The sequence below is a fragment of the Sphingobacterium sp. LZ7M1 genome, from assembly GCF_024296865.1.
In the GTDB taxonomy this organism is placed as follows: Bacteria; Bacteroidota; Bacteroidia; order Sphingobacteriales; family Sphingobacteriaceae; genus Sphingobacterium.
Map to the genome: position 1 here is coordinate 4,571,345 of NZ_CP101134.1, position 19,626 is coordinate 4,590,970.

Annotated in this window: 15 protein-coding genes; 10 read left to right on the top strand and 5 right to left on the bottom strand. The window is 40.3% G+C overall.

Annotation, left to right across the window (positions count from 1 at the left end; translation table 11 throughout):
- Positions 1-19 precede the first annotated feature (19 nt).
- Complete coding sequence (locus NMK93_RS19610; RefSeq protein ID WP_254526759.1) at positions 20-733, bottom strand: SAM-dependent methyltransferase; 714 nt, start codon at positions 731-733, stop codon at positions 20-22.
- A 229-nt stretch (positions 734-962) separates the two neighbouring features.
- On the opposite strand from NMK93_RS19610, the gene apaG reads away from it, so the two are divergent.
- The 4 genes from apaG to NMK93_RS19630 all read left to right on the top strand — a co-directional run bounded on the left by apaG (position 963) and on the right by NMK93_RS19630 (position 6,974).
- The gene (gene apaG / locus NMK93_RS19615) at positions 963-1,349 is read left to right on the top strand and encodes a Co2+/Mg2+ efflux protein ApaG (protein ID WP_185212745.1); all 387 of its coding nucleotides are present in this window, start codon (positions 963-965) and stop codon (positions 1,347-1,349) included.
- 102 nt (positions 1,350-1,451) lie between these two features.
- Positions 1,452-3,296 (top strand): ABC-F family ATP-binding cassette domain-containing protein, encoded by a 1,845-nt coding sequence (locus NMK93_RS19620; protein ID WP_254526758.1) that lies wholly within the window; start codon positions 1,452-1,454, stop codon positions 3,294-3,296.
- A gap of 61 nt (positions 3,297-3,357) precedes the next feature.
- Positions 3,358-5,217, top strand: coding sequence for a tRNA uridine-5-carboxymethylaminomethyl(34) synthesis enzyme MnmG (gene mnmG / locus NMK93_RS19625; RefSeq protein ID WP_254526757.1), 1,860 nt, complete (start codon positions 3,358-3,360; stop codon positions 5,215-5,217).
- Between the two features lie 77 nt (positions 5,218-5,294).
- A complete protein-coding gene (locus NMK93_RS19630; RefSeq protein ID WP_254526756.1) occupies positions 5,295-6,974 on the top strand; it encodes an Ig-like domain-containing domain in 1,680 nt (559 codons plus the stop codon).
- Between the two features lie 8 nt (positions 6,975-6,982).
- On the opposite strand, the gene NMK93_RS19635 is transcribed toward NMK93_RS19630, so the two are convergent.
- Complete coding sequence (locus NMK93_RS19635; protein ID WP_254526755.1) at positions 6,983-7,495, bottom strand: gamma carbonic anhydrase family protein; 513 nt, start codon at positions 7,493-7,495, stop codon at positions 6,983-6,985.
- A gap of 20 nt (positions 7,496-7,515) precedes the next feature.
- Positions 7,516-9,108: an L-aspartate oxidase gene (gene nadB, locus NMK93_RS19640; protein WP_185212750.1), complete on the bottom strand. Its 1,593-nt coding sequence runs from the start codon at positions 9,106-9,108 to the stop codon at positions 7,516-7,518.
- 493 nt (positions 9,109-9,601) lie between these two features.
- Between nadB and nadA the strand changes: the two genes are divergently transcribed.
- Together nadA and thiL are read left to right on the top strand one after the other, a co-directional pair.
- Positions 9,602-10,600 (top strand): quinolinate synthase NadA, encoded by a 999-nt coding sequence (gene nadA / locus NMK93_RS19645; protein WP_254526754.1) that lies wholly within the window; start codon positions 9,602-9,604, stop codon positions 10,598-10,600.
- A 7-nt stretch (positions 10,601-10,607) separates the two neighbouring features.
- Positions 10,608-11,654, top strand: a complete 1,047-nt coding sequence (gene thiL / locus NMK93_RS19650) for a thiamine-phosphate kinase (protein ID WP_254526934.1) — start codon at positions 10,608-10,610, stop codon at positions 11,652-11,654.
- A gap of 312 nt (positions 11,655-11,966) precedes the next feature.
- Here thiL and NMK93_RS19655 read toward each other — a convergent pair whose 3' ends face one another.
- Positions 11,967-13,574, bottom strand: a complete 1,608-nt coding sequence (locus NMK93_RS19655) for an acyl-CoA carboxylase subunit beta (RefSeq protein WP_185212752.1) — start codon at positions 13,572-13,574, stop codon at positions 11,967-11,969.
- A gap of 136 nt (positions 13,575-13,710) precedes the next feature.
- On the opposite strand from NMK93_RS19655, the gene NMK93_RS19660 reads away from it, so the two are divergent.
- The 3 genes from NMK93_RS19660 to NMK93_RS19670 are packed head-to-tail and all read left to right on the top strand — an operon-like array spanning position 13,711 to position 16,445.
- On the top strand, positions 13,711-14,862 hold the full coding sequence (locus tag NMK93_RS19660; RefSeq protein ID WP_185212753.1) for an acyl-CoA dehydrogenase family protein: 1,152 nt from the start codon (positions 13,711-13,713) through the stop codon (positions 14,860-14,862).
- Positions 14,852-15,709, top strand: a complete 858-nt coding sequence (locus NMK93_RS19665) for a hydroxymethylglutaryl-CoA lyase (RefSeq protein WP_254526753.1) — start codon at positions 14,852-14,854, stop codon at positions 15,707-15,709. The genes NMK93_RS19660 and NMK93_RS19665 overlap by 11 nt, the downstream gene beginning before the upstream one ends.
- Positions 15,699-16,445: an enoyl-CoA hydratase/isomerase family protein gene (locus NMK93_RS19670; RefSeq protein ID WP_254526752.1), complete on the top strand. Its 747-nt coding sequence runs from the start codon at positions 15,699-15,701 to the stop codon at positions 16,443-16,445. Before NMK93_RS19665 ends, NMK93_RS19670 begins: the two co-directional genes overlap by 11 nt.
- Here the strand turns inward: NMK93_RS19670 and NMK93_RS19675 are convergent.
- Positions 16,442-17,194, bottom strand: a complete 753-nt coding sequence (locus NMK93_RS19675) for a ScpA family protein (protein ID WP_185218592.1) — start codon at positions 17,192-17,194, stop codon at positions 16,442-16,444. The genes NMK93_RS19670 and NMK93_RS19675 overlap by 4 nt on opposite strands.
- A 151-nt stretch (positions 17,195-17,345) precedes the next feature.
- Here NMK93_RS19675 and dxs point away from each other — a divergent pair, with 151 nt between their 5' ends.
- On the top strand, positions 17,346-19,274 hold the full coding sequence (gene dxs, locus NMK93_RS19680) for a 1-deoxy-D-xylulose-5-phosphate synthase (RefSeq protein WP_185212757.1): 1,929 nt from the start codon (positions 17,346-17,348) through the stop codon (positions 19,272-19,274).
- The last annotated feature ends 352 nt before the right edge of the window (positions 19,275-19,626 follow it).

The following is a 19,626-nucleotide window of genomic DNA, read 5'->3' on the forward strand; positions in this document are numbered from 1 at the left end:
GAACTATAAAAATACAATTTTATGGAGCAAATAATAAAAATATACATGGCTTCTTGTGTAAATCTACTGTCGTATTTTTCCAATCGGCAATACTTTGTGTGCGGATGTATTCATCCTTTCCCGTTACGTTGCAGGCTACACAGAGAAGGGATTGTGGTTTAAGTGATTTCAGTAATTCCGAAAGCATTTGATTGTTTCTGAATGGAGTTTCGATAAAGATCTGGGTACTCCTTTCCTTATTGCTCACAAACTCCAGATCCTTGATTGCCTTTGATCTATCCCCTTTATCAATGGGGAGATAGCCTTTAAAACTAAAATTCTGTCCATTAAATCCCGACGCCATCAAACCCAAAAGGATCGAGCTCGGTCCTACCAAAGGAATGACCTTAATCCCTCTTCTATGGGCTTCAAAAACAACATCTGCCCCTGGATCGGCAACCCCCGGACAGCCCGCTTCTGACATAAGACCGATATCAGATCCTTGTTCCACCGCCTTGAAAACAAGATTATAGTTAATCTTCTCTCGGCTATGTTTTCCATAATCATGGATGATCAATTCACTCTGAGGGATTTTCAAACCCGCTTCCTTTAAGAACTTTCTTGCCGTTTTTTCGTTCTCCACCACATATTCTTTGATATGATTGATGATGTCCAGATGCAACAGCGTATAGGATGCGCGGTCGGCGTGTTCAGCTAAGGGAACAGGTAGAAGATATAAATTGCCTTTTGCCATGCTACAAACCTAATCATTTGCTGATTAATTTATACAGATTTACAGACTCCATCGTTATTTATGTAATTACAATGGTGAAATTTTTTCTTACATTTTTTCAAAAAGCTATTTTGTTTGTTACTTTAATTCAAACACTTATGATTATTTTTTGTCTATTAATTGTAATTTAGGTAATGCATAATTAGGTTATTTTTGTGTAAATGATCAGAATATATATATTTGGTTGACTATGACAACACAAACAACTTCAGGAGTTAAGATTTCGGTTGAGTCGACGTATCAATCAGAATACTCAAATCCGGAAAACGAGCACTTCATGTTCGCCTACCGGATTACCATTGAGAATCTGAGTGAATACACCGTTCAATTGGTGCGTCGTCATTGGAATATTTATGATTCTATTGGCCTGAACAAGCAGGTTGATGGTGATGGAGTCGTTGGGGAACAGCCCATACTCGCACCGGGGGAAATGCACCAATATGTTTCAGGATGTAATTTAAAAAGTGACATGGGCTTTATGGAAGGATATTATGAGATGATCCGTGAAATGGACAATTCTATCTTCCATGTACATATCCCAAGATTCAATCTAATCGCTAACTACCGTCTCAACTAGACCGATATCTAGGTCAACTAACTGTATACTTTTCATATTAAAAGTTAAGTAGTAACAAATATTTAATAATTTTGTGCTTGGATAATTACGTCAAGATATCAGGTGAGTATTTTAAGCACAGAACAAGTTAGCCATTCTTATAATGATAAATGGCTTTTTACCGATCTTCATTTTGCCTTACAGAAGGGAGATCGAGTAGCATTGGTGGGAATCAACGGAACAGGAAAATCAACCTTATTGAAAATATTGGCAGAGCTTGTCATTCCTAATAAAGGTAAGGTTGTGAAAGAAAAGGGTTTGAGGGTAGGCTATCTCCCCCAAGATCCTGATTTCTCTGACCTCAAGACCATCAATGACTTTATATTCAGCGCAGACAACGAACAACAACAGTTAATCAAGGAATATGAGGAATTAATTGATAATGAGGATGTTACCTCTAAAAAATTCCTTGATGTCACTGAAAAACTGACTGCGCTCAATGCTTGGGAATATGAAAACAACATCAAGACCATCCTGAGCAGATTCCAGATAACAAATTTCGAACAACGAATAGACTCCTTGAGCGGTGGTCAGAAGAAACGTTTGGCTCTTGCCAAACTCCTGATCGATGAACCCGATATCTATATTCTGGATGAGCCGACCAACCACTTGGATATTGAAACCATTGAGTGGTTAGAAAAGTTGTTGACCACCGGTAGCAAGACCGTCCTCCTTGTTTCCCACGACCGTTACTTTTTAGATAATATCTGTACCGAGATCCGTGAGCTTGACAAAGGACAGGTCTATATCTATAAAGGAAACTATGCATACTTCTTAGAGAAGAAAGCCGAGCGGGAATCGAATGAGATCCTAGCAGCTGACAAGGCCCGAAACCTATGGCGAAAGGAATTGGACTGGATGCGAAGACAGCCCCAAGCCCGCGGTACAAAAGCAAAGGCCAGGATAGAATCTTTCTACGATCTTGAGGAAAAATCCAAGGGTCCTCGCAAGAAAGACCAGGTAGAACTGAGCATGCAGATTTCAAGACAGGGAAACAAGATCCTGGAAATTGAAGGTGCAGGTTTCTCCGTTCCGAACAAGAAGATCCTCTCCCCTTTCTCCTATACTTTCAAGAAGGCAGACCGAATTGGTTTGGCCGGAAAGAACGGTAGCGGCAAGACCACTTTCCTCAATTTGATTACCGGCAGTATCCAACCGACCGAAGGAAAACTTTCTGTCGGGGAGACAACCAAATATGGATATTACAAACAGGAAGGTCTATCCTTTAAATCGGACGAAAGAGTACTGGACATTGTAAAGAATGTTGCGGATTATATAGAAATGAAAAACGGAGAAGTCATTACGGCTTCCCAACTATTGACAAAATTTCTCTTCCCTCCCGAAAAACAATTTGGATTTGTCAGCAAATTGAGTGGAGGTGAAAAGAAGAGATTGCAGTTGATGCGTGTCCTGATGGCGAACCCAAACTTCTTGATTCTGGATGAGCCTTCCAATGACCTGGACATCGACACCCTAAATGTACTGGAGGAATTCCTGGAAAATTACCCGGGTGTTTTGGTGTTGGTTTCACACGACCGTTACTTGATCGACAAGTTGACCGAACAGCTCTTCATCTTTCCTGGCAATGGCGACATCGTAATCTATAATGGTAACTATGCCGACTTCAAATTGGAACAGGAAGAGCTGAACAAGAAACCAGAAAAGAAAATTGAAAAGCCAAAGGCAGAAGAGAAGAAACAGAAGCTGAGCTTCAAGGAGCAAAAAGAATTCGAAGGACTGGAAACAGAAATCGCCGACCTGGAAAACAAGATCAACGACCTGACCGAAGACCTGTCGAAAACGACCGACCACGTAGAGCTCCAAAAGATAGCCGAGGAGATCGACCTGACAAAAACCACTCTCGACGAGAAGACCGAGAGATGGATGGAACTAGCAGAGTTTATATAGCGTTCCACGTGAAACTAAAATCAGCAGAGGAAGAGTTTCACGTGAAACTAGAGAAAGATATATGTTTAATAAATATAATGTTATTGTAGTTGGAGCCGGCCATGCCGGATGTGAGGCGGCAGCAGCAGCTGCCAATTTAGGTTCATCGGTTTTACTCATCACGATGAACATGGGTGTCATTGCCCAGATGAGCTGTAACCCCGCCATCGGCGGAGTGGCAAAAGGACAGATCGTCCGCGAGATCGATGCCATGGGCGGATACACCGGAATCATCGCCGATAAGTCCACCATCCAATTCCGCATGCTGAACAAATCAAAAGGTCCAGCGATGTGGAGCCCAAGAACCCAAAACGACAGAATGAGATTTGCGGAGGAATGGCGCCTGACACTGGAGTCCATTCCCAATCTGGATATGTGGCAAGATACCGTCAAAGAAGTCATCGTAGAAAATGGAAGAGCAAAAGGTGTAGTCACCTCAATGGGCATCCGCATCAATGCAGATGCAGTCGTCCTGACAAATGGTACGTTTCTAAATGGTGTCATTCATGTGGGCGAGAAGAAATTTGGCGGTGGCCGTACCGGTGAAAAAGCAGCAACGGGACTGACCGAACAATTGGTCTCCCTAGGTTTCGAATCAGGAAGGATGAAAACTGGAACTCCCCCACGTGTGGACGGAAGAAGTTTAAACTACTCCCTGATGGAAGAACAATGGGGAGATGATTCACGTGGAAGATTTTCCTATACCGATGTAGAAATTCCACAGGAACAAAGATGTTGTTGGATCACTTATACCAACTCAGCAGTACATGAAATCTTAAAAACAGGATTCGAAAAATCTCCGATGTTCACCGGAAGGATCAAAGGTCTCGGCCCACGATACTGCCCTTCCATCGAAGATAAAATCAACAGATTTGCAGAACGTGAAAGACACCAGATCTTCGTAGAACCTGAAGGATTCAAGACCGTAGAAATCTATGTCAACGGTTTTTCGACCTCTCTCCCAGAAGATGTACAACTGAAAGCATTGCAATTGATCCCAGGATTTGAAAATGCAAAAATGTATAGACCGGGATACGCCATCGAGTATGACTACTTCCCTCCTATGCAGTTAGACTTGACCCTAGAAACACTGTCCGTAAAACACCTTTTCTTTGCTGGCCAAATCAATGGAACTACCGGCTACGAAGAAGCGGCTGCACAAGGATTCGTGGCAGGGATCAATGCACACCAAAGAATAAACGATCAGCACGAACTGATCCTAAAAAGATCGGAATCCTATATCGGAGTTTTGATCGATGACTTGGTAACAAAGGGAACAGATGAACCATATAGAATGTTCACCTCAAGAGCTGAACATAGACTCCTGCTCAGACAAGATAATGCCGATATCCGCTTGACACCAATGGCACATAAATTAGGATTAGTATCGGATGAGAGACTTGAAAAGGTCAATGCTAAAATCAAGAATTCCGATGACATCGTTGACTACCTAAAAAATAATTCTATCGGAACTTCAGAGATGAACCCGATCCTGGAAGAAAAAGGTTCAAGTCCGATTGCACAAAAATCTAGACTCTTCGGAATCTTGAGCAGACCACAAGTTGAAATCGAAGACCTCATCAAAGCCGATAAGGACTTTGCAAATTACATTGCAAACTTTGACGCCGACACCATCGAACAGGCGGAGATCAAAGTGAAATACGATAGTTACTTTGAAAAGGAAATGGAGATAGTAAGCAAGATGAAGAAAATGGAAGACAAAGAAATCAATCCTGATTTTGACTATAATTCATTAACTTCACTGTCTATTGAAGCCCGCCAAAAACTCTTGAAAGTAAAACCAAGAACTTTAGGTCAAGCTTCAAGAATTTCAGGTGTATCTCCGGCCGATATCAGTGTTTTAATGGTACATATGAGTTAATTAACTGAATATCAGTATATTACATCAATAAAATAACGAACGTAAATAAAGCGATTTAAGACATTATTTTAAATTTTATGACTCAGGTATCCAAAAAAGATAAAAATCCGTTAAATCAACTAAAAATAGCTTTATTTAAAAATCTAATCTTTTTAGGTCTTGCTACGATCTTGGCATTGAGTTTTGTGCAATGTGCCAACATGCAAAAACCTACCGGAGGCCCAAAAGATTCTTTACCTCCAAAACTGTTGGGGGTAACCCCTCCTAACCTCTCGAAAAATTTCAAAGAGAAAGTGATCGAGATGACCTTCGATGAATTTATCAAAACGGTAAATCCAGGAAAAGAATTTAACATTTCCCCAGATGTCGAAACTCAACCCATCTATAAGGTTAGGAAAAAAAGATTCATCATCGAACTTCCGGATTCGTTGGAAGCCAACACCACCTACACCATTAACTTTGGAAAAGGTCTGGTCGACTTCAATGAAGGTAATCCGTTCATCAATTATAATTACGTTTTTGCGACAGGGGATGAACTCGATTCCCTAAGTATCTCCGGACAGGTCAAGAATGGTTATACCAAAGACTTCAATCTGGAAAAAGACAAGGAAGTCATCGCCATCCTGATCCCAAGCAGCCGAGACACCATTTTTGGAAAAAGAAAAGCTTCCTATTATACAACAGTCGACTCATCTGGAAATTTCAAGTTCAGCAACCTGCGTGAAGATACCTATAGGGTATATGCACTGAAGGATATGAACAACGATAAGATCTATAACGGTAATGATGAATGGATCGGCTTTCAGCAGGACAGTATTTTTCTGAACCAGAATGTCTCGGGCATACAGCTAGAATATACAAAGGGTACTGCGCAGGTTTTCAGGAACTTAGAGAAAAAAGTAGATAATAATGGTTCGGTCCTATTGACCTTTAACAGGCCTCTGGAGGAGGGTAATATTAGGATATTATCACCTAATGAACTGGATGCCAATAAGATGGTAAGATTTAAACCTACCCAAGATACCGGTAATATCTATCTAGAAAATTTGGAATTTGATTCCCTGAAATTGGAAGTAAGCGAAAGAAATATTCCTTTGGACACTATTGACCTTAGAAAAGCTAGAAACATAAAAGTAGACAATAGCATTGTTCCAAAATTAAATATCAGCAATAAGGTAGATCGCGTAAAACACATAGAATTGAGCTCGGACTACCCAATTGCATCCATTGATAAAAATAAGGTACTGATCAAGGAAGATTCTGTTTCACGTAGAAATTTCCAATTACAACAAGATTCGGTAAACCGCGAAATGTACCACATCCGATTTAATTGGAGACCTAACAAGAACTACGAATTGGTGCTGGAGGAAGGTGCCATTTTAGGTCCATTCGACGAGACAAATAAGGAATTCAAATCGCAGTTTACCCTGAATGAAACCGAGAATTACGGCGACATCAACCTAACCTTCACAGGTCTGAAGGATAATACAGATTATTTGGTGGAACTGATCGATGAAAGCAAGGAAAAACTATTTGATAAACGCCCTCTCCCACCCGACCATGTCTTACGATATATTAAATATCCAGGCGGTAAATACAGCATAAGGCTGATTGAGGATAGCAATAAAAATGGTAAATGGGATGCTGGCGATGTCTATCAAAAAAGACAGGCAGAACCCATCTGGTATTTAGATCGAACATTTACGATACGGGCAAATTGGGAACAGAATGAAACCATAGATGTATCATTCAAATAAAACCCAAATTAATCCGTAAACCAAGACGAATAAAGCACGTAATTGTGCGGTAATTTTTTCAATAGATTAAGCTGCTCCTCCGTGAGCGGCTTAATTTTTTTAGCAGGAACTCCAGCATAAAGGTAACCAGACTCACAAACCATATTCTCCAATACCACCGCACCTGCAGCAATAATGACGTTCGATTGAATGTGGGCCCTGTCCATCACGATTGCCCCCATTCCTATCAACACATAATCATCTATGAAACAACCATGTACGATAGCGTTATGACCGATATTAACATAGTTACCAACATCTGTCCCATTCTTTTCATAGGTCCCATGTATGGTTACATTATCCTGTATGTTAGAATAATCCCCGATCTTGATATAGTTCACATCGCCCCGTACCACAGCATTGAACCAAACCGAACAATGTGAACCGATAGTCACATCTCCAACAATGGTACAATTAGGCGCTATAAAGCTGCTTTCTTCAATGATGGGGTATTTGTCCTTAACAGGTAATATCGTGGCCATAAAGCGTTTAAAACTTAAAATTAAAGAATGGTATCTTCCAGTACATCAGCATGCTTAGGATAATCCGTAGTATAGTGCAGTCCCCTGCTCTCTTTGCGCTGCATAGCTGATTTTACAACAAGATAAGCTATCTGAATAACGTTTCGCAGCTCACAAAGTTTAACGGAAAGCTTGGTATTCTTATAGAAAGCCTCTGTTTCCTCATGTAGCAATCCTAAACGTCTCATGGCCCTTTCCAGACGGAAATCCGAACGCACGATCCCTACATAATCACTCATTAACTTTTGTGTTTCACGTAGATTGTGCGTCACCAGGATATCTTCGTTCAATAACTGGGTATTGGATTCATCCCAAGAGGGTACATGATCCTGAAAATCAATGCTATCAATATGTTTACTCGCATCCTGGAAAATTCTATGGGCATACACAGCAGCCTCAAGTAAAGAATTGGAAGCCAAACGGTTAGCGCCATGAAGTCCCGTTGAAGAACATTCTCCACAGGCATAAAGGTTATTGATAGAAGTTGCACCATATTCATCGACCATGATTCCTCCACATAGATAATGTGCTGCAGGAGTAACTGGAATCAAGTCTTTGGTCATATCCAGACCAATGGAAAGACATTTCTCGTAAATATTTGGAAAATGCGATAAAATATCTGATTTAGAGCGATGTCTGATATCTAAATAGACATAATCAAGACCCGATTTTTTCATTTCTGAATCGATCGCACGGGCTACGATATCCCGTGGAGCCAAGGATCCTCTTTCATCATATTCCTCCATAAAAGACTCACCATTAACCCTTTTCAAAATTCCGCCGAAACCACGTACAGCTTCAGAGATCAGGAATGCAGGATATTCTTTAGGATTATATAAGGCAGTTGGATGGAATTGGATAAATTCCATATTCCTAACTTTTCCCTTAGCCCGATACACCATAGCAATTCCGTCACCTGTCGCAATAGTCGGATTAGTAGTGGTGGAATAGATATGCCCTGCACCGCCTGTGGCCATCAGGGTAATTTTGGAAAGTATCTTTTCAACATGTCCCGTTTCGGTGTTAAAGGCATAGATACCGAAGCATTTGATATCTTCCGTACGTTTATCCACATGTACACCCAAATGATGTTGAGTAATCAGGTCAACGGCAAAATAATGCGTCAACATCTCTATATTAGGTTCAGCATGTACTTTTTCTAAAAGAGCACGTTCAATCTCATAGCCCGTAATGTCCTTATAATGAAGGATTCTATGTTCAGAATGTCCACCTTCCCTGGCCAGGTCATATTCTCCAGAATCCTCACGATCAAAGGTAGTACCGTAAGAAATAAGCTCCGCAATACGTTCCGGACCTTCTTTCACCACGTTTTCCACAACATGTGCATCACATAATCCATCTCCCGCTATTAAGGTATCTTCAATGTGTTTATCAAAGCTATCCCCTTCATCCGTGACTACAGCTACCCCACCCTGTGCATATTTCGTATTCGACTCATCCTCATTGGCTTTCGTCACGATAAGTACTTTTCCAAGCTTCGCAGCTTTAAGTGCAAAACTCAATCCGGCGATACCCGAACCTATTATCAAAAAATCAACTTTTCTATCCAGCATTGAATGTATATTGTAGATGCTACGGTTAATTACTACTGAACCAACAAATTAACAAAATATGTGCAAAACGTGTAAATAACTCGTGAATTAAAATGTAAAACTTCTTATGTTTCCACAATACTAGCAATTTTCACACATCTATTACCAAAATATTAAGACAATATCACCGAAATATTAACATCTTACACACAACTATCATTTCACAAAAAAATATGCAAAAAATAAAAGCCGAAAAAAGACAGTATTGAAAATCAGCACTTAACCCTTCCCAACCTGTGGATAAGTTGTGAATAACTATAGAACATCCACTAAAAAAAATAAAAATCACCTGAATTATCCCCATTTTCCACAGACTAATAAACAACAAGATTCTTCTTTAAAAAAAAGATTATTATTTATTGAAAAAAGGGAATGTGGATTTCGTTTCGTTTTCTTTCTTTACTTTTGTGATGTTAGAAAGTCAAACAGGCAGGAATCAACTTAGAAAAACCAAATGAATACAACATTTGAAACAGACTTAGTGGCTAAGGGATATATTGATGTTGCAATAGATCCTAACCTAGATTTGGTCAAAGAAATTGAAAGACTTAAGAAGGAAAAGAATGCTGTTATCTTAGCACATTATTACCAAGAGTCTGAAATCCAGGATATAGCAGATTATATAGGAGATAGTCTAGGTCTATCTCAACAAGCAGCTAAAACAGATGCTGATGTCATCGTTTTTGCTGGTGTGCATTTCATGGCAGAGACCGCTAAAATCTTATCACCTTCCAAAAAGGTGCTGTTACCAGATTTAAAAGCAGGTTGTTCATTATCAGATAGTTGTCCGCCACATTTGTTTGCTAAATTCAAAGAGAAATATCCGGATCATTTAGTGATTACCTATGTGAACTGTACTGCTGAATTGAAGGCTCTTTCAGATATCGTATGTACCTCCAGCAATGCCGTACAGATCGTGGAAAGCCTTCCAGCCGATCAAAAGATCATTTTCGGTCCAGATCGCAACCTAGGGGATTACGTGAAGAAAAAAACAGGTCGTGACCTTGTCCTTTGGAATGGTGCCTGTATGGTCCACGAGATTTTCTCCCAAGAAAAAATCGATGCCCTGCGTGCTGAGTATCCAGATGCAAAATTCATCGCCCATCCAGAATGTGAAGACCATATCCTGGCGCAAGCCGATTATATAGGTTCTACTTCTGGGATGTTGAAATTTACCATCGAGGATCCAACCGACACTTATATCGTAGCAACTGAATCTGGAATTTTGCACCAAATGCAAAAGGCCAGTCCTTCGAAAACATTTATCCCTGCTCCTCCAAACAATTTATGTGCTTGTAATGATTGCCCGCACATGAAATTGAATACCTTAGAGAAGCTATATAACTGCCTGTACTACGAACAACCAGAAATTACATTAGATGAAGATATCATTCAACGTGCGCAAAAACCTATTGAACGCATGCTTGAACTTTCCGCAAAACTAGGATTATAACATGAGCATATTTGAAAATAGCGATAGAACCAACCTAAACGAAATTGGTGAATTTGGTCTGATCAATCACCTGACCCAATCTGTAGTATTGACCCAACCCAGTTCTGTTAAAGGGATTGGTGATGATGCTGCCGTATTGGATTTTTCCAATAAGAAAACGTTGATTTCCACCGATCTATTATTGGAAAATGTACATTTTGACCTACGCTATGTTCCGCTTAAACACTTGGGATACAAAGCTATACAAGTTAATTTGAGTGATATTTATGCCATGAATGGAATCGCTAGCCAAGTGACCATTTCCATTGGATTATCTTCTAAGTTTCCCCTAGAAGCCGTTGAAGAAATCTATGAGGGTGCACTATTGGCTTGCCAGAATTACAATGTGGACCTGATTGGTGGTGATACCAGTACCTCAACCCAAGGCTTGGTGATCTCCGTGACCAGTATTGGCTATGCCGAAACAGATAACATTGCTTACCGTTCTGCTGCTAAAGAAGGTGACCTGATCTGTGTATCCGGTGATCTGGGTGGTGCTTATGTAGGTTTACAACTCCTAGAAAGAGAAAAACAGATTTTTTTGGAAAACCCTAATATACAGCCTGATCTGGAAGGAAAGGATTATATTATCGAGCGTCAATTGAGACCTGAGGCAAGAAAGGATATCGTTGAATTACTGGCTTCTTTAGCTGTTAAGCCTCATGCGATGATCGATGTTTCTGATGGTTTGGCTTCGGAGATATTACACATCTGTAAAGCTTCCAATGTAGGTTGTAAATTATATGAAGAAAAGATCCCTATCGATCCAATGACCTATGAAACTGCCCGTGAATTTGGTCTGGATCCTACGGTATGTGCTCTGAGTGGTGGAGAGGATTACGAATTACTGTTTACTGTACCGCAAAGTGACTATGATAAGCTGAAAAACAATATGGAAATCAGCATTATCGGTCATATTACAGAGGCTGCCGAAGGATGTACCATGGTTTCTAAATCAGGTAATGTACATGAAATCAAAGCCCAAGGTTGGAATGCCTTTGGAAATCAAGAATAAGCATAAAATTCTTTATTAAAATATTATAGAAAGAGCCATTTTAAATGGCTCTTTCTTTTTATGATTATCCTGTTTTGACCTTACTCTCATTCGAGACACATTGCGAATTTTCGCAATGTGTCTCGAATGAGAGTAAAAGGAAGTCCATAAAAACTGCTCTATTCGAACAGAAACACATTTATTAAAAATTTTATAGATTATGGAATTTTCAGGTACTGTACAGTGGCTTTATAGGAAAAGAAAAAGGAAAGCTTTGTTATGATAAACAAGGCTTTCCTTTTATAATTTTATGATTTTGACAATCGCTTACCGCTAAGTTTGGATCACGCCAACATTGTATTTTCCGATCTCTGTATTATGCGATGCAGCTTCTATACCCATGGAAATAATTTTTCTGGTATCGGCTGGATCGATCACTCCATCTACCCATAATCTGGAGGCTGCATAGTAAGGGCTCAATTGCTCATTATAGGTCTTTTCGATATCCTGTAAAAGCTTGTTTTTGTCCGCTTCACTCAGGCTGATATTCTTTGATTTTAAGGCTGCTTCTTGGATCTGCAACAAAGTTTTACCTGCAGATGCACCGCTCATTACCGCTATTTTGGCGGTAGGCCATGCATAGATCAATCGAGGATCATAAGCTTTGCCACACATCGCGTAATTACCTGCTCCATAGCTATTTCCTACCATAAACGTGAATTTTGGCACTACGGAATTGGCCATGGCATTCACCATTTTAGCACCATCCTTGATAATTCCACCATGCTCTGCCCTGGAACCCACCATAAAACCGGTGATGTCCTGAAAGAATAGCAATGGTATTTTCTGTTGGTTACAGTTCATGATAAAACGGGCTGCCTTATCAGCTGAATCTGAATAGATCACTCCACCCATCTGCATTTCTGTTGAACCTCCAGGTTTCTTGGCCTTAACCACTTCCCGTTGATTGGCCACTATGCCCACTGCCCATCCATCTACCCGAGCCAAGGCACAGATCAGGGTCTTGCCATAATCTGCTTTATATTCTTCTAAGGAACCACTATCGACTATACATTTCAGGATTTCAACCATATTGTAGGGCTTCAATCTATCTTCAGGCATATAATCATAGAGTTTTTCCATCGGATATTCTGGCTCCTTCGCTTCTATCCTTGAATATTGATAGGTAGGTTCAGAACCGAATTTATCCACTATATTTTTGATGGCATCCAAGCAACTCTCATCATTCGGATATTTATTGTCGGTAACACCTGAAATTTCACAATGCGTATCTGCTCCGCCTAAGGACTCATTATCAATGACTTCTCCAATAGATGATTTCACCAGGTAAGATCCTGCTAAAAATACAGATCCGGTACCTTCGACAATCAGTGCATAATCAGACATGATGGGCAAATAGGCACCACCAGCCACACAAGAACCCATAATGGCAGAAATCTGGGGGATACCCATGGAAGAAAGCTTGGCATTATTTCTAAAGATCCTTCCAAAATGCTCTTTATCAGGGAATATTTCAGCTTGCATAGGTAGAAAGACACCGGCAGAATCTACCAAATAGATAATGGGAATATGGTTTTCCATGGCTATTTCCTGAGCTCTCAGGTTTTTCTTACAGGTCATCGGAAACCAGGCTCCGGCCTTGACCGTAGCATCATTTGATACAATCACACATAACCTATTCTTAACATAGCCCAAGACCACGACTACCCCAGCATTTGGGCAACCACCATGTTCTTCGTACTGCCCATCGGCAGCAAAGACACCAATCTCGGTGAAATCCCTATCCTCATCTAATAGGTATAGGACCCGTTCCCATGCCGATAATTTTCCTTTTTCGTGTTGTTTTTGGATTTTGTCCAAGCCTCCACCTAACAGTAGTTTTTCTCTTTTCCTTTGGAGTTCTTCTAATTGGCCTCGCATAGCTTTATTGAAATAATGTAATTTATTAGGTTCTGAAATATTAAATTATTATAAATATCATAAAATATTATTTGTTTTTTATAATATTTGTAAGAAACATTTGTAACCCAAATATAAACTTAATTAAAATAATATTATGTATAACCTCGGTTCTAAAGAAGAATTGACACTAGTTAGAGAGAGTGCCCGTAATTTTGCAAATGCCTATATAAAACCTCATGTGATGAAGTGGGATGAGGCTCAAATTTTCCCTGTTGAACTATTCAAAAACTTAGGTGATCATGGTTTCATGGGCATCTTGGTTCCTGAAGAATATGGTGGATCTGGACTGAACTACCAAGAATATATTACCATTTTAGATGAGATTTCAAAAGTATGTGGTTCTATTGGTCTATCGGTGGCTGCCCATAATTCATTGTGTACCAATCATATCCTAAGCTTTGCCAATGAGGAGCAGAAAAGAAAATACCTTCCGAAACTGGCTAAGGCAGAATGGATTGGCGCTTGGGGATTGACAGAGCCAGGCTCTGGTTCTGATGCTGGCGGCATGAATACCACAGCGGTCCAAGACGGAGATTATTTCATCTTAAACGGAGATAAAACCTTTATTACCCATGCCATTTCTGGTGATGTAGCTGTAGTTATGGCTAGGACGGGTGAAAAAGGCGATAAAAAAGGAATTTCTGCTTTTATCGTAGAAAAAGGAATGGAAGGTTTTTCCGCTGGAGCGAAGATGGATAAATTGGGAATGCGTGCCTCTGAAACAGGTTCTTTATTTTTCGATAATTGCCGGATCCATAAGGATCAATTGATCGGTGAAATAGGTGATGGTTTTGTGCAGGCCCTGAAATTATTGGATGGAGGTAGGATCTCAATTGCCGCCCTATCCTTGGGAATAGCGAGAGGTGCCTATGAATGTGCATTGAAATATGCCAATGAAAGGGAACAATTCCAGACTAAAATTTTTGATTTTCAAGCGGTTGGTTTTAATTTAGCGGATATGGCTACGAAAATTACTGCTTCTGAACTATTGATCAGACAAGCGGGTGATTTGAAAGATCATGGTCAAAAAGTGACCAAAGAAGGCGCCATGGCTAAATTATATGCTTCGGAAACGGCTGTTGAGGTATCAAACGATGCTGTACAGATTCTTGGTGGCTATGGATTTACCAAGGATTTTCCTGCTGAAAAGTACTTTAGGGACGCTAAATTATGTACTATTGGTGAAGGAACAAGCTCTATCCAACGCATGGTCATTGCAAGAGAGATAAAAAAAGATGTACAATAAAGAACAGGTAACCCTAGTGGATTGCCCTCGAGATGCCATACAAGGTATCCTTTATCAGATTCCAACAGAAAAGAAAATTGCTTATATCAATCAGTTGATAAAAAGCCAGGTCTTTGATTGCATAGACTTTGGAAGCTTTGTTTCGCCAAAGGCGGTTCCGCAATTGAGTGATACGCAAGCTGTATTGGAAGGCCTGGAAAAGGATGATCGGGTAAAGCTATTGGCAATCATCGCGAATAAAAGAGGTGCTGAAATAGGTTCCGAAATGGAGAAAATTGACTATTTAGGTTATCCTTTCTCCATTTCGGAAACCTTTCAGAAAAAGAACACCAACGCCAGTATTTCGCAGGCCTATGAAGCTGTCAAGGAAATCTTGGGTATCATGGGCAGAAATGAAAAGCAGGAGTTGGTCGTCTATATATCCATGGCATTTGGTAATCCTTATGGTGACCATTGGGACATGGATCTGGTTTCGGAATGGATATATAACCTGAATGCCATTGGTGTAAAGAACTTCTCTATTGCTGATACCACTTCTGAGGCTACTCCAGATAGCATCAAGGACCTGTTCCATAAAATTACAAAGGAATTTACGGATATTCCTTTCAGTGCGCATTTCCATTCGCCGATCGAGAGTGCCCTATTGAAAGTAGACGCGGCTTATTCGGCGGGTTGCAGACGCTTTGAAGGAGCTGTATTAGGTTATGGAGGCTGTCCATTTGCCAAAGATGAGCTGGTTGGAAATATTCCTTCGGAATTGTTAGTGGATCGGTTCAATAAAGCTAACTTTGATACAATGTCTGGACTGATGCAGGGATTTCAAAATTTGATCAAGCATGAATTATAAATTCATTCAAACCGAAATAAAGGAACATGTTTTTACCTTGACCTTGGATAGGGAAGCTAAGCGCAATGCTTTTACCCCTACCACAGTCAATGAGGTGGCCCATGCCCTGGAGCAAGCGGAAGCCAATGATCAGGTCCATGTATTGGTTCTAAGGGCAAATGGCCCTGTATTTTGTGCCGGAATGGACCTCAAGACCTATCAAAATCCGGAAATGGATAGTCCAAATCCTGCTATCGTTAATATGGAACGTTCCTTGGGCGAGATCTTTGATCAGTTCAGTAAGCCATCAATAGCTATCGTTGAAGGCGATGTCATCGCCGGAGGTTTTCTCTATATCTTGGGCTGTACCTATGTATTTGCGAAAAAAGAACTGAATTTTAGGTTGCCGGAAATTTCTCTGGGCATCTTTCCTTTCCAGGTGATGGCTGGCTTGAAGAAGATCATGTCTGAAAAACAGATTTTGCAATTATGTTTTGACCCAAGCCCTTTCCAGACCGATAAGGCTATAGAACTGGGATTGGTCGACGGCTATTTGGAACAGGATAAAATTGATGATTTGATTGCTTCCTTTGCTGATAAGAGCATTTATGCCATGCAGGCAGGGATGAAGGCCTTAAAGGCTATCCGTGACATGGAGTCTGATAAGCAGTATGCCTTTCTCCTGGAGTCTCTGCAGAACCTAAAGGATAGGGATGAAGTGAAGAAATTTATGGCTGAAAGGCTCAATAAGAACTAAGAGACCTTCTTTTCTATCCAGAAATTATTGAATCCAAGGCCTACTTCTATATCCAGTAGTTTTTGTTGCAACATCTCCAAGATGGCCAAGAAATTATAGACAAACTGTACCTTGTTTTCAGAATTCTTTGCCAATGCTGAAAAATCCATTGATTTATTGATCTCAATTAATTCAGCGATCGCTTTTTTCTGTTGTTCTATGCTATAGGGGTATTTCACTACGGTATGCGTGACATCCTGTACGCGATGGGAAAAATTGAACATCACCCTTTCGTAGACCAACATCAGTTTATATAGGTCAAAGCTGGAAAGTTCCTCATCTATGGTCTGAGCCTTGGCTTCACGTGCTATCTTCAGGTCGATTTCGGTATTTCCCCTTTCATAAAATTTGGACCTACGGTCCTCCAGATCTTTCAGCTCTTCGCAGATTTCCTTGAATTGCTTGTACAGGACAAGCTTTTGGACTAATTCCTTTTTCAGGTCGATCTCGTTTTCATTCTCATCCAGTTCAGGACGTGGAAGCAGCATTTTAGCCTTGATGCGCATCAAGGTCGAGGCAACAAAGATAAATTCAGAGGCTAATTCTATGTTCAGGGACTGCATATGTTGGATATAGGCCAAGAAATCATCTGTGATCTTAGAGATAGGAATATCATGGATATTCAATTCATCCCTTTCAATAAAGAATAGCAAAAGGTCAAAGGGTCCTTCGAACTGTGCCAGTTTAATCTCGTAGTTTGTCGCGTCCATAGAATATGCTCAAAAATAAGGATTTGCTTGTATAAAAAGATGGAATTCATTCGAATAAAGCAAAACAATGCAGCAGATTAAATTGTATATATATTCCATAGTTAAAAGAATAAATTGTTACTTTGTATCTTATTTCGAAATTTTTTCATTTATGCAGGTAGAAGCAGGACCGCTATTACAAAAAATTCAATTTCCATCTGATCTTCGAAATTTGAAGGAATCGGAACTTGAAGAGGTTTGTAAAGAGCTGAGACAGTTTATCATCGATATCGTTTCTGTAAACGGCGGACATTTTGCAGCTAGTTTAGGTGTAGTGGAACTTACCGTAGCGTTGCATTATGCATTGAATACTCCTTATGACCAGGTCATTTTTGATGTCGGTCATCAGGCTTATGGACACAAGATACTGACGGGTAGAAGGGAAGAATTCCATACGAACCGTATTTTAGGCGGGCTTTCTGGATTTCCTAAACGTGGTGAAAGTGAATACGATGCTTTTGGTGTAGGACACTCCTCCACTTCCATTTCTGCTGCTTTGGGAATGGCAGTTGCCTCTGCATATAAGGGTGAAACCGATAGGCAGCATGTTGCTGTAATCGGTGATGGTGCCTTGACCGGCGGCATGGCCTTTGAAGCATTGAACCATGCTGGGATCGAAAAGTCAAATCTATTGGTTATTCTGAACGACAACTGTATGTCCATTGACCCGAACGTAGGGGCGATGAAAGAATACCTGACCAGTATAACCACTTCAAAAAGTTACAATCGATTTAGGGATGATTTGGTGTCCGTATTGGAGAAGATTTCCAAGAAGGGTCCAAATGCTTATGGCTGGGCTAAAAAGCTCGAGCAGAGCATTAAAGGTACCTTGTTGAAGAACTCTAACCTATTTGAATCCCTAAACTTTAGATATTTTGGTCCTGTTGATGGACATGACGTCAATAAATTGGTGAAAACCATCGAGGATCTGAAGCATATCAATGGTCCTAAGTTGTTGCATGTGGTTACCGTAAAGGGTAAAGGCTATGCATTGGCAGAAAAGGACCAAACAAAATGGCATGCTCCCGGTCTTTTTGACAAGATCACCGGAGAAATCAAGAAATCTATTTCTGAGAAACCCCAACCACCGAAATACCAAGATGTATTTGGTCATTCATTGGTGGAATTGGCGGAAACAAACGATAAGATCATGGGGATTACTCCGGCTATGCCGAGTGGATCTTCTATGAACATCATGATGAAGGCAATGCCGGATAGGGCATTTGATGTGGGCATTGCGGAACAGCATGCTGTTACATTCAGTGCAGGTCTGGCCGCTCAAGGTTTGGTTCCTTTCTGTAATATCTATTCATCTTTTATGCAAAGGGCATACGATCAGGTTATCCACGATGTAGCCTTGCAGAAGCTGAATGTGGTATTCTGTTTGGATAGAGCCGGTTTGGTGGGTGCTGACGGCCCTACGCACCATGGTGCTTACGATATTGCGTTTATGCGCTGTGTTCCGAATATGGTCTTGGCTTCGCCAATGAACGAAGAGGAACTGCGGAACCTGATGTATACGGCTCAGTTGCCGGATCAAGGCCCCTTTACCATCCGCTACCCTCGTGGCAATGGCGTGATGCCGGATTGGAAGCTTCCGTTTAAGGAAATTCCGATCGGTAAAGGCAGAAAGATCTGTGATGGTGAAGAAATAGCTATTTTATCCTTCGGCCATATCGGTAATGAAGCCAGTAAGGCTATCTTGAAACTGCGTGAAGATGGTATCCATCCTGCACATTATGATATGCGGTTTGCAAAACCACTCGATGAAGCTTTGTTACACGAAGTATTTAAAAAGTATAGCAAAGTGATTACCGTAGAGGACGGTTGTTTGCCGGGCGGGATTGGATCTGCAATCCTAGAGTTTATGGCAGACCATCATTACGAGGCTCAGGTGGTACGTTTGGGAATCCCAGATGGTATTGTGGAGCACGGTGAGCAGGCAGAATTATGGCATATATGTGGATATGATGCTGCTGGAATTGAGGCTCAGGTTAGGAAATTAACAAAAGGCATAAAAACCGAAACTTTGGTAGGATAATTGCTCTATTAGAGCAGGTATTTCAAAGACAATCAAGCGTCTACAAGAGGAAGCCCACAGGCTTCCTTTTTTATTAAAAGTTTTCCACATTTATTTTTCCTTGCTTAATTTTTGCTTTAAAAACTCCTATAAATAGGGTATCAAAATATATGTGTTAATAAAATAATTTTGCACTAATATTTTGGACAAAATATGCTAAAAATTACAATTAAAATGTTGTTTTTTAGTTACTTACCTTTTTTTTGTCAATTTAATTTTTTAGCTCATTTTTTTTTGTCATATTCGTTGTAGGCAAAAGTTATGAACAGAAATTTTGTCAATTATTGGTTTTCAAGTTATTAACAAATTCAGA